The organism is Actinoallomurus liliacearum (assembly GCF_039542035.1).
Taxonomy (GTDB): domain Bacteria; phylum Actinomycetota; class Actinomycetes; order Streptosporangiales; family Streptosporangiaceae; genus Actinoallomurus; species Actinoallomurus liliacearum.
In genome coordinates, this window is record NZ_BAABHJ010000023.1 from 148,299 (window position 1) to 159,585 (window position 11,287).

Genomic DNA, 11,287 nt, shown 5'->3' on the forward strand with positions numbered 1-11,287 from the left:
CAGTCATTCTCAGGCCCTCACCTGTCTCGGTCAGTGCTTCTTCTTCGGCCTCGGGCGGCGGCGGCCCGCTTTCCGGCGTCCCGCGTGCTTCTTCCAGCTCGGGGCCTTCTTGGACTTCCGCCGCAGCCGCTGCGGCTTCGGCTTCTTGTTCTCGCTCTTGGACGTCCCGGTGGGAGCGTCCGGCTCGTCGGTCTGCTCAAGGGCGTCCCCCTGAGACAGAGCCGTCAGAGCCGCCTGCTCGGCGCTGTCGGACCGAGCGGCACCGACCGCTCCCGCCACCACCAGGACGATGGCGGTGCACTCGGCCAGGCTCGGCAGGCGCCAGCCCTGCAGGCAGGCGATGGCCAGGGCGACCACCGGAGTCGCCGCCAGGATGACGGAGACGGTGGTGGCCTCCAGTTTCCGCGTCGCGGACACTTCCGCGACGCTCGGGATCGTGGTGTTGGTCAAGGCCGCCGCCAGCACGACGATGACCAACCAGCCCGACAGGACGGGGTTGTTCGTCTCGACGAGCGGGGCGAGCAGCATGAGCCCCAGCCCGGCGTTGAAGCCGGACCAGCCACGAACCAGGTTCCCCTGTCCGGCCGGGAGCTTCTTCGTCAGAACGAGTCGGACGGCCATGCCGGCGCCGGTCAGGAAGGCGCAGGCGATCCCGAGCGGGTTGGTCGTTCCCGCACCCGGCTGAATGAGGAACAGGACGCCCGCCATCGTGACGAGCGGCCACTTGAAGCCCCGGAGACCTGCCATCGAGACGAGCGGCCCGCTGAAGCCACGCAGGCTCCGGTTCTTCCACACGTGCAGCGTCACCGGCGAGAACAGGTTCATCAGCGCCGGCGTGAACAGCAGGCCGGCGGTCTCCAAGGCCACGAACACGGCCAGCGAGCAGTTGACGACGCCCTCTCCGTAGAAGAGGTTCAGCACCAGGCTCACGACCGAGAATTTCGCGATGTTCCAGCCCTGCGCCCGCAGGTCGTGCATCCGGAACCCCGTCCACCGGATGGGGAACGCGATGCGCTTACGCCCCGTGGACAGGTCGTACTTGAAACCCGCCCACGTGATGGGCAGGACCATCAGCGCACCGCCGATGGCGGTGACCAACCCGGCGACCATCAGGGCGGAAAAGCCCTTGCCGCTGAGGACGACGAGCAGGACGTTCGACAGATTCGTCGCCACCATGGCGACGAACAGTTCGGCCACGCCGATGAGGCGTGGCGATTTACCCTTTTCCATGAAAATTCACTCCCTGTCTGTTACGCCCGGGGAAGACCCCGGTACGGTCCGTTCGTTTGGAATCGGACATGTGTGACCGTACGGAGCAGACCGGAAGCGGCAACGCCTGAGCGCCTCAGACACGGATGGCCCGGGTCACTTTTCGGAAACGGGCGTGTCACGCCAGGAACCCTCACGGCCCAGGTCCGAGGGTCATCGACGCGGTCCCGCGCGGTCACCGCCTCCGTACGACGTGCGGGAACGGGACGAGACCACGGACTGCGGAGACACCCGGAGGAGAAACGGACCCGTCGGCGGGGTTGCCGTGCCGCTGAACTCCGGACAGATCTTTGTCGTGCCGTACTACCGCGCTAGGAGGCTTGGCTGCGGCGGCGTGCTCGTCGGCGCCGGGTTCGTGGCGCTCATGGGCATCGTCGCGCTGATCTGCATCGCCAACCGTTCATGGTTCGAGGGCAAGGTCACCAACGCGATCTACGGCGACCGGCGCGCGATCCACCTCGGCAAGGAGTTCAAACCGGGGGCCACGGCGGAAGAGGACGGAGTGCGGCAGACGGCGGTGCTGATCGACCGTGCCCCGCACGTCCGGGTGACGTCACCGCCCGACAAGTGGCTCCAGAACCACAAGGACGCCGTGTGCAAGCACGATGTCTGCACCGCGGCGGCGACGCCGCTGAAGTCCGTGGGCGGCACCGGGATCGGCCTGGCCGGCTTGGCGGCCATGGGGGTGGTGGTCTACGCCGTCTACTCCCTGCTCTTCGACGACGGGATGTTCAAGTACGGGGGCTACGGCGGGGGTTACGGCGGCGGCTACGGAGGTGGCTACGGAGGCGGCCGCCGTATGCGTTGACGGCGTTCCCGACCGTCGCCTGCCATCCGGTCACCGCCGAATCAACGGCAGGTCCACGGCAGATCAATTTTTTGTCAACGACGTTTGCCGTCCCTGGACGCATGTCGGCTCGCAGTAGCCGACGGATACTGCCTTCCACCTGGAAGCTCGCTGCCCCGGCCGACGTCGGATGGCCCATCCGTCCCGTACGGAGCGCCTTCACCCGTTCGCCCGGCGTGTCAACACTCCTCCAATTTTGGGGCCAAAGCCGGGTTGATCACCTTAGAACTGGGTGCGGCACTAGCTTCGGGAGGACCGGGATTGGACATCGTGCAGCCGGCCGGTGGTGAGCGCCGAGCCAACGACGACTACCGCAGCCGCAACGACGAGCTCTTCGCCCGCTGTATACGACTTCGGGAGCTGCTCGCGGACCTGCGCGCCAAGGTCGACGCCGGCGAGGTCGACGATTTCTCCGAGGTCGCGCTGCGGCGGACCGAACGTGAACTCGAGGACGTCACGCTGGAGATCATGACGGCGAACTACGGTCTCGTACGCCGGTACGTCGCGATGTTCACCTCGAAGTGCAACGAGCACAGTGAGGACTTCGAGAGCGCCGGAAAGGTCGGCCTCCTGTGGGCGATCTCCTCCTACGATCCGTCCCGCGGACCCTTCTCGAGCTGGGCTTTCAAGCCGATCCAGCGGGAGGTCCTGCGTGCGGTACGAGACGCCGACCACCCGAATCTCAATCCCGGTGACTTCGAGAAGCGCCCGGTGATCCTGGCGGCCACGCAGGCGTTCTCCGCCCAGTTCGGAACGGATGCTCCCTACGACTACGCGGACATCGCCCGGCGGGCGGGGACCACGGAGGCCCAGGTGCGCCGTGTCCTGGACGCGCCCAGGCTGGACAGCCTGCATGCGCCGAGCGGCAACTCCGGCGATGAGGAGACCCCCTGGGCGGAGCGGCTGGCCGATCCATCACCGAGCGTCGAGGATGAGGTGCTGCTCCGATTCGACCTGCGTACGGTCAGCGACCACGGATTGCCGGGTCTCGACGCCCGCGAACGCTATGTCCTGACCCGCAGGTTCGGGCTGGACGGCGAACCGGAGGAGCCCCTCCACCTCATCGGCGACAGGCTCGGGCTCTCGCGCGAAGGAGTGCGGCAGATCCAGCAGAAGGCGCTGGCCAAACTGCGTGGGCCGATCGCGGAAGTCGCCTGAGGGGGAACCGATGAACGACCAGGGTGGGGCGGCGAACCGACCGGAGCCTCCAGAGGAGGACTCCTGGGTCATCATTGACGACACCGAGGAGATCGCGAACGAGCCCTCGGCCACGTGGGGCGGAGCGGAGCTCGGCGCTACCCTCCCGTCCGTTTCCTCGGAGAATCCGCCGGCGCCGCCACAGCAGCCGGTGACGGCGAAGAAGCCGCCGGCGCCGCCGCGAAAGCCGCCGGTGACCCCGAAGAAGCCACCGGAGCCACCGCGAAAGCCGCCCGTGACGGCGAAGAAGCCGCCGGCGCCGCCGCGAAAGCCGCCGGTGACCCCGAAGAAGCCACCGGTGGCGCCGGAGAAGGCGCCGGCCACGCCGCGTAACCCATCGGCCGGCCCGCCGTCGAGCGGGTCGCAGGGCCAGGGCTGGGACTCGTTCGACTCGTGGAACGGGATGGACGTCGCGCCACCGGGAGCCAAGCCGGGCGGTGCCGCCGCAGCGGACACCAGGGGACCAGCGGGCCGGCAGACGGACGGTACCGCCGCGCAGGCGCCGTCGGCTTCCGGCTGGGACGCGCCCCCGGGCGGCACCGGTTCGACTCCTTCGGCTTCCGGTTGGGACGCGCCACCGGGAGCCGCGCCGGGCCGTACTGCCGCGGTGGACAGTGGGAGAACGGCGGCCCGGCCGGCGGGCGGGAACACCGGACCCGCGCCGTCGGCTTCGGGCTGGGACGCACCTGCGAGCGATGCCGGACCGGCGCCGTCGGCCTCCGGCTGGAACGTGTCCGCGAGCGATACCGCTTCGGCGCCGTCGGCTTCGGACTGGGGGGCGCCCGCGAGCGGCACCGGTTCGGCTCCGGGCTGGGGCGTGACGGCGGGCGACACCCGCCCGGCCCCGTCGGCTTCGGGGTGGGGCGTGCCCGCGAGCGGTGCCGCCCAGGACGGATCCCCGCAGACGGTGCAGAACACCTGGTTCCTCGACGACGGTGACGACCCCGACGTGGACGACGGCGGAGGCGGCGGCGGAACGACGCGTACGGCCTGGATGGACCGGCTGCCGCGAGTGGACGGCCCGGTGCTGAGCGCCAGGCTCGTCACCTTCGCCGTCATCTGCCTGAGCGCCTTGCTCACGCTCTCTTCGATCATCTGGCATCCCAGCGCGCCGTGAGGCGTGCCGGCCGGTACCTGGCACGGATCCCGGGCCTGTGCCGGGCCGGGATCCGTGCCCGCCGTCGTCAGGCGACCGGAACGCCGGGTGCCGGCTGCGTCGGCCGGACCTCGGCCTGAGCGGGGTTGGCGGCCAGTCCGGGGAAGTCCCCGGTGGCCGCCTGGATCTCGGCGACGGCCTCGGGCTTGAGCTCCGACAGCATGATGTCGTAGGCGATGTCGCGGACCTTGTCGGCACCGAGAACCGAGTGGACCACGGAGGCGATGGTCTCCGCGAGCACCTGCTCGTAGGCCTGGAACCCCGTCTGGCCGGCCAGCGCCGGGTTCCACTCGAGCCGGTCGTTCTCACTCACCACGATCTGCAGCCCACCGGTGACCGGATCCACGCCGTCCAGGTCGATCTCCGCGGCGATGTGTCCACGGGCCGCCGGCGTGTTGTCCTGGGCGAAGAGCATCACCGGAACGTCGAAGGCGATCCGCGCGGAGGGCTGGCGCCGCCGGTGCCCGGCCTCCGGCGACAGCGCCGGGACGTCGACGGTCTCCAGCCCGGACAGCATGCGGAAGGTCGAGAGGCCGAGGACGTTGTTCAGGGTCAGCGCCGTCGCACGGGTGATGGTCTCGATCTCACCCGGCTTGCGGGTCAGATAGCCGCCGAAGCTGTAGGCGAGGATGCGTTCCCGGATCGGGGAGCGCATGAAGAGACGGAGGCGGACGCCACTGATCGGCAGTTCGAACTCGACGTCGGCCTCGTCGATCTTGGACCTGACATATCCCGCATCGGACCGGTCCAACTTGCCGACCAGCTTCAGCTCTCCCTCACCGCCGGTGCGGGAGAGCTGCAGGACGTACAGCGTCTCACCGAACTCGACGATCACCTCGTCGCCCAGGACGGCCGACAGTTCGCGGGCGGTCTCGTTCAGACCGTGCAACGTCTTCCGAGGCATCCGCAGGTGAAGAATGTTCTGGGACACCACCTTCCCGCCGACCTGGGTCTCGACGTTCTCGACCTCCCGTTCCGCCTGCCTGCTGGTGTAGCTCCGCAGACTGAACGCGACCACCTCGTCGTCGGTCCGGACGCCGCAGGTCGCCTTCAGGGACTTCTTCGCGCTGAGCGGGTAAGGAAGGTCCTGTTTGACATGCCGGGTGGCGTCCACGAACACCGGGACGTCGTTGTTGAAGAGGCGCCGGACGTAGAACTCTTCCTTAATGTTCGTCGTAGGAGCCACTGTGCCTCGTTTTCGTGTCCTGCCGCTGACCGGCGGGCCGGTCGGCGGTAATGTCGAACGCCTGGCCGGACTGGCCAGGCGCGGCACCGGCCGCCCAGGCCGGTGCTCACCCTCCTGATCGGACCGTCTGTGAGGACGCCAGGTCGGCAAGTATCCAAAAGGGGACATGCGGGTCGCGTGCCGCACAGGACAGTCAGGCGTAATGCCGTCGGGGGTGACCGCAAAGGAGATCCATGAACAAGCTGACCGACTACGTGCTCGCCATCCGCACCGCCGGGTCGCCGCCCGTTCCCAACGTGGCGAAGACGGTCGACCTCGTCCCGGGCGAGGGTGACGCCATCACCTCCGTCATCAACGGCCTGCGGGCCAGCGGGCTGACGCCGGCCGACTTCCGGGCCCGGGTCATCTTCCTGGCGCCGGAGGGCATCAGCGGACTCGCCACGTACGCGGCGCTGTGCGGATTCGCCGGGCGGCGGATCGACGCCTACGCCGACGGGACCGTGCTGGAGTTCTCCCGGTTGGACCGCCAGGCCGAAGCCTTCGTCGACGCCGGCAAGCCTTCGGAGTTCCTCGTCTGGGCTCAGGTCGGGGGCCCGACGGCGGAGGGAGTCCCCACCGTGCAGCTCGGCGCCGGCGAGCAGGGGCTGGTCAGCCCCGAGGCGGCGTCGGTGATCCGCTACGCGGCACGCCTCCGGATGGTGCCGCCGGACACGGCCAGGGAGGCACTGGCCATGTTCGTGCTCGTCGCCGCGTTGCGCCGGCGGGCGGACGACCGGTTCCCCTATCTGTCCACCGGCACCGAACCGGCCCCCGTCTCGAAGGAGGACCCGAACCAGGGGATCGACCTCGAGGCGGTCCGCCGGGAGGCGGCACGGTTTCGACAGGAGTTCCGGGCCGCGCGGAAGGGAGCCGAGGTGGTGTCTCCGGTCCCCGTCTCGGCGCGGAACCGCCGGCTCGCCGAGGCCAACGCGGTCGACATCCGGGAGCTGCTCCGGCGGCTCGGTTCCTCGCCCGACGAGCGGGGCCTGTGGTACTGCCCTCGCCCGGGCCGGCACAGCGACGGTGGCCAGAGTCCGTCGGTGAAGGTGTTCGGGGACAACCGAGCCCGCTGTCACCGCTGCGACCCCGAGAAGGCCGGTCCGGTCCGGCTGGCCGTCGACGTGCTCGACATCACCCCGGACGAGGCGGCGAACTTCATCCTGAACTCGGACCGTGTGATCAACATGTGCGCGGCCTGAGCGGATCCTCGCCGCCGACCTTCCGGCCGATCGGAGGAAGCGATCACCGGATCGCAGCGCCTGCTGAGCATGGTGGGACTCGTCGTGGACGGAGAGCGGACGGGTCTCCTGCACCGCAGCGTGCTGGATCGGGTGGTCGAGATCGCCGATCGGCTCGGCTGTCGCAGCGCCGTCGCGTTCGGTGGTCTGCCGGTGTACTTCAGCGGCGCCGATCTGCGACGGCTCCGGCGTGACCTGGACCAGGTCGTCGCCTTCGCGGACGCCGCCCGGCGAACCGGCTGGAGGCTGGGCGGCCTCTCCGCGGCCCCCGGCGCCCGGCCGGTCCGCGTGGCGGAGACATCGGGGGGCACCCTCTGGGCGGACGCGGTGCGCGGGTTCGTGCTGCGCGGATCCGCCGGCCGGCGGAGGGGCGTCCCCTACGCTCGGCCTTCTGCGACGGCACGGCGTACCCCATTAAGCGGCCTCACGGCCCCGCTGGTCGAGGCCGTGGCTCGAGCCCGGGTCCTCGAAGTCCCGCGGGTGCCGTGAGGCCCTGGCCGGGGCGGACGATCAGCGGGCCGTGACCTTCCCCAGCGCGGCCGACCGTCCGGACACCATCAGCTCCACCGTCGGCATGAACCGCGTCTCGGGGTTGGCGATCAGCGCGCCGATCTGGCCCGCCGCGGCCATCTTCTCGACCAGCGCTCCCGGGCGTACCCCGATGACGTAGTCGGCGTCCAGCGGGCTCGCGGTGGTGACGCACCCGGTCGGCAGCACCCCGTACGGTCCTTCGAAGACACGGCTGCCCGCCGGTATCAGCGAGGCGAGTGAGCGCATGACGACCGGGGCGGCCGGGCCGGTCAGGGTCACCGACCGCAACTGCTCGAGCGCCGTACGGACCTGGGAGACCTGCTCTTCGCTGAGGACGCCGGCCGTGATGAGCGAGGCCGGGCTCGGGCTCACCCGATGCCGTCGGGCGATGATGATCGAGTCACCGACGCGGCTGACCCGGGCCCCCGCCTGCGCCATGGCCTGGACGGCGTCGTGAGCGGCGCTCAGGCTGCTGAAGTCGGGCATCTGGTAGACACCGAGGGTGCCGGCGATCATCACCTGGGTGCCGCGGATGTGCACCTCGTGGACGCGCTCGTCGCGCCACAGCTCCGCGAGGTCGCGCCAGCCGTGCAGCAGCGAGCCCACCAGTGCCCCCGACTGGGGTGCCGGCGCCTGGGCGTGCGCCACCAGGGAGTTCTGCGGCGAGGTGGACGGACCCGGCGCGTACTCGGGCGACACCTGCTGCACCGAACGGCTCGATTCGGCCGCCTGGACGGGCTGCGTCACCCGCATCGACGCCGGCGACTCGTATCTGACCGGTGTGGCCGCCTCCTCATGGCTGCGGGGACGGCGCTGCGGGGCCGGCGCGGGGCGATCCTCGGACGGTGAGTCCTGCGTCGACGCGTGCGGAGTCTTCGATTCCGGCGCCGCGGCCAGGTCCGCCGGAGCTTCCGCCGGCACCGCGTCGGCTCGCCGGTGCCCGACCGCCGACTCGGCCTGTGGCGACCTGTGGGGAGGCTTGATCGGTGTCGCTCGGGGATCGGGCGCCGACTCCGGCTCGGGCCGCGCCGCGGCTTCCCGTGCGGGCGGTCCCGTGGGGGCGGGCGGTCCCGTGGGCGCCGGTGGGTTCGGGGCCGCCGTAGCCGCCGGCCTGGCCGCTGCGGCCGCCGGAGCCGGTGGAGCCGCCGGAGCCGGTGGGGCCTGCGGCGCCGCGGGCGCCGCCAGTGCCGCCTGTGGGGCCTGTTGGGCCGGTGGGACGGGCTCGGCGGTGGTCTGCTCGGCGGCGTCCTCCTTGGCGGCGCCCTGCTCGGACGAGACGTTTCCGGCCGACGGATTCCAGGACGAGAACATCGCGGCCCACTCGGCCTGGCCCTCCCGCACCGTCGCCTCCGGGTTGACCTCCGTCCGCTTCGCAGGGCCCTTCCGCTTGGACCGCTTCTGCTTCGCCGACGCCGGTCGTTCGGCGACCGCGACCTTTCCGGATCCGGGGGCCTTCTCGGACGTGTCGTCCGCCGATTCACCTCGCTGGGAAGCGGCCTTCTTGCCGTTCCCGGACTCGCCCTGCGATTCTTCCGCGTCGAGCGAGTCGGAGCCGTCCTCACCGATGCCCAGGGTGGTCCAGAAGTCGACTCCGCTGGAGTCACCTTGTGAAGATGCCATGGTTGTCGGGGTCCTTCCAAGAGAAATGCGTCGTCGGCGGTAAGTAACTGATCAGTCGGAGCTCAGGCCCAGGATCTTCTTGAACCGGCTCGACACGGTCTTCGCCGACGATTGAATCGGTGCGGTTCCGAAGATCGGGTCTTCGGTGAGGACCTGCAGGATGCTGCGGAAGGCGGTGTCCAGTGCCGGGTCCGCGCGGAGTGCGATCGGTTGGTAATTGTTCGCTGCTCGCATCCATTCGTGATCTTCCGGGATCATTCCCACGAAACGCCAGCCCGGCAGCAGGTCCATGACGTCCTCCGGACTGCAGTCGACGTCGGCCCGGGCCCGGTTGAGGAGCAGCGACAACTTCTCCGGGGGAACGCCGCCTCCCCGGGAGTGCCTGGGCATGGTGATCGCCCGAAGCCAGGACTGGACCGACTCCAAGGTGACACGACTGGGCTCGACCGGAACGAGGATGGCGTCGGCGGCGGGAAGGATCAGATCGGAGAAGGTGGTGTGGTAGACCTCGGCCACCGGCGTATCGATGAACACGAAGTCGAACGTCTTGCGCAGCGCGTTGATGATCCGCTGATACGGCAATGAGTTCACCAGCGAAGGATCGGCGTTGATGGCATCGGGCGGCCCGAGTAGAGCGTAGAGGCCGAGCTGTGGGACGTGGGCGATCTGATTCCGAATGGTCTCGGATGAAAAGCCGCTGGACGTTTTGAGAAGGTCGAGTACCGTCGGTGATTTGACGTTCAGAAAACGTGCGACGTCCGCCTGCTGGAAATTGGTGTCCACGAGCACCACCGAGTCGCCACGGCCCACGGACTGCAGGATCCGGCTCGCGTGGATGGCCAGGTTCACGGTCACGCTGGTCTTGCCCACCCCGCCCTTCGCGGAGGCGACCGCGATGACGCGGCCACGTTTGGTGGCCGTGGGTGCGGCCGCCGGCGGCACGTTCCCCGGCTGCGGACGGGTCCACCCGTTCGCCTGTGGCGGGACGCCTCCGTGAGGGGCGGCAGCCGAGGTCGGCTGAGGTACGGCAGGCCAAGACGTGTCGGACGGAGCCGGCGCCATCGTGGGCGCCTGCGGGGCCGGCTGAGGGGAGGGTGGCGTGTCCACGTGGGTGGGCCATCCGGTCTGCGCCTGCGGGGCCGGCTGAGGGGAGGGTGGCGTGTCCACGTGGGTGGGCCATCCGGTCTGCGCCTGCGGGGCCGGCTGAGGGGAGGGTGGCGTGTCCACGTGGGTGGGCCATCCCGTCTGCGCCTGCGGGGCCGGCTGAGGGGAGGGCGGTGTCTCTACGGGTGTAGGCCATCCGGTCTGCGGCTGCGGAGCCGCCTGGGGGGACGGTGGCGTGTCCACGTGGGTGGGCCATCCGGTCTGCGCCTGCGGGGCCGGCTGAGGGGAGGGTGGCGTGTCTACGCGGGTGGGCCATCCCGTCTGCGGCTGCGACTGCGGGGGCCACACCTGGGCCTGCGTGGACGGCTGGGACGGCGCCGGGGGAGCGGACGTCCGCGGCGCGGGCGGAGTCGCCTGTCGCGCGGCGTTCGCGGGCGGTGCGGGCTCGGCCTGCCGCGCCGGTTCCGGCCGAGGGCGCGGCGCCGGTTCGGGTCGAGGTTGGGACGCCGGTTCCGGCCGAGGGCGGGACGCCGGTTCGGGCTGAGGGCGGGACGCCGGTTCCTGCCGAGGAGGGGACCCCGGGTCCGGCTCCGGCCCGCCGTCCACGGAACCGAGGGCCGCCAGCAACTGCGACATCCTCACCTGGCGCTCGGTGACCTTCACCGCGTCGTTGAAGGAGTCGCCGCGTTCCGCGAAATAGTTGTGGACGAGGACGGTGAACCCGTTGCTCGCGAGGCTGTTCGCCAGAACCTCCACGCCCGCGCCTCTGACGTCCTCGACGAACCCGGGCGCGAACATGAACGCCGCCGGTGCGGCGACCTCTCCCCGCCTGGAGAGATGACGAAGCTCCTTCGCGGAGGCGACGTCGAACACCGCGGCGAACTTCCGGGTCTCCCGTAGTTTCCGCCCGATGCCGGTGTCCCCCGCCACGACGACGGTCGGTGCGGTAGCCATCACAGTGTCCTCAGTTTGGTGCTTTGATCATCGGTCAGGCGACCGAACTAGGCCTATGAATCGGACTGTGCGGATACCGGCGGCTGCCGCCAGTGGTAGTTGCCGGACTGTCTGGCAGAGAGCTTCGTACGATCCGGGAGATGACC

Annotated in this window: 9 protein-coding genes; 5 read left to right on the plus strand and 4 right to left on the minus strand. The window is 70.1% G+C overall.

Annotation, left to right across the window (positions count from 1 at the left end):
- Positions 1 to 30: 30 nt before the first annotated feature.
- Positions 31 to 1,230, minus strand: coding sequence for an EamA family transporter (locus ABD978_RS28805; RefSeq protein ID WP_345361417.1), 1,200 nt, complete (start codon positions 1,228 to 1,230; stop codon positions 31 to 33).
- Positions 1,231 to 1,534: 304 nt separating this feature from the next.
- Here ABD978_RS28805 and ABD978_RS28810 point away from each other — a divergent pair, with 304 nt between their 5' ends.
- From ABD978_RS28810 to ABD978_RS28820, 3 genes are all read left to right on the plus strand, one after another.
- The gene (locus tag ABD978_RS28810) at positions 1,535 to 2,077 is read left to right on the plus strand and encodes a hypothetical protein (RefSeq protein ID WP_345361420.1); all 543 of its coding nucleotides are present in this window, start codon (positions 1,535 to 1,537) and stop codon (positions 2,075 to 2,077) included.
- A 309-nt stretch (positions 2,078 to 2,386) separates the two neighbouring features.
- Positions 2,387 to 3,274 carry a sigma-70 family RNA polymerase sigma factor gene (locus ABD978_RS28815; RefSeq protein WP_345362476.1) on the plus strand — a complete coding sequence of 296 codons (888 nt, stop codon included), beginning with the start codon at positions 2,387 to 2,389 and terminating at the stop codon, positions 3,272 to 3,274.
- Positions 3,275 to 4,178: 904 nt separating this feature from the next.
- On the plus strand, positions 4,179 to 4,430 hold the full coding sequence (locus tag ABD978_RS28820; RefSeq protein WP_345361423.1) for a hypothetical protein: 252 nt from the start codon (positions 4,179 to 4,181) through the stop codon (positions 4,428 to 4,430).
- Positions 4,431 to 4,497: 67 nt separating this feature from the next.
- On the opposite strand, the gene ABD978_RS28825 is transcribed toward ABD978_RS28820, so the two are convergent.
- Entirely contained in the window at positions 4,498 to 5,655 is a 1,158-nt protein-coding gene (locus tag ABD978_RS28825) for a hypothetical protein (protein WP_345361426.1), read from the minus strand.
- A gap of 233 nt (positions 5,656 to 5,888) precedes the next feature.
- Between ABD978_RS28825 and ABD978_RS28830 the strand changes: the two genes are divergently transcribed.
- Together ABD978_RS28830 and ABD978_RS28835 are read left to right on the plus strand one after the other, a co-directional pair.
- Positions 5,889 to 6,893 (plus strand): hypothetical protein, encoded by a 1,005-nt coding sequence (locus ABD978_RS28830; RefSeq protein WP_345361429.1) that lies wholly within the window; start codon positions 5,889 to 5,891, stop codon positions 6,891 to 6,893.
- Positions 6,894 to 6,962: 69 nt separating this feature from the next.
- The gene (locus ABD978_RS28835; RefSeq protein ID WP_345361432.1) at positions 6,963 to 7,421 is read left to right on the plus strand and encodes a hypothetical protein; all 459 of its coding nucleotides are present in this window, start codon (positions 6,963 to 6,965) and stop codon (positions 7,419 to 7,421) included.
- Between the two features lie 21 nt (positions 7,422 to 7,442).
- Here ABD978_RS28835 and ABD978_RS28840 read toward each other — a convergent pair whose 3' ends face one another.
- Both ABD978_RS28840 and ABD978_RS28845 read right to left on the minus strand, forming a co-directional pair.
- A complete protein-coding gene (locus ABD978_RS28840; RefSeq protein WP_345361435.1) occupies positions 7,443 to 9,083 on the minus strand; it encodes a hypothetical protein in 1,641 nt (546 codons plus the stop codon).
- A gap of 51 nt (positions 9,084 to 9,134) precedes the next feature.
- A complete protein-coding gene (locus ABD978_RS28845; protein ID WP_345361438.1) occupies positions 9,135 to 11,141 on the minus strand; it encodes a CpaE/TadZ family protein in 2,007 nt (668 codons plus the stop codon).
- Between the last annotated feature and the right edge of the window lie 146 nt (positions 11,142 to 11,287).

Excerpts from the sequence above, each read along its gene's own strand:
- ABD978_RS28805 (WP_345361417.1), bottom strand. The coding sequence starts at position 1,230 with ATGGAAAAGGGTAAATCGCCACGCCTCATCGGCGTGGCCGAACTGTTC.
- ABD978_RS28830 (WP_345361429.1), top strand. The coding sequence starts at position 5,889 with ATGAACAAGCTGACCGACTACGTGCTCGCCATCCGCACCGCCGGGTCG.
- ABD978_RS28835 (WP_345361432.1), top strand. The coding sequence starts at position 6,963 with ATGGTGGGACTCGTCGTGGACGGAGAGCGGACGGGTCTCCTGCACCGC.
- ABD978_RS28840 (WP_345361435.1), bottom strand. The coding sequence starts at position 9,083 with ATGGCATCTTCACAAGGTGACTCCAGCGGAGTCGACTTCTGGACCACC.
- ABD978_RS28845 (WP_345361438.1), bottom strand. The coding sequence starts at position 11,141 with ATGGCTACCGCACCGACCGTCGTCGTGGCGGGGGACACCGGCATCGGG.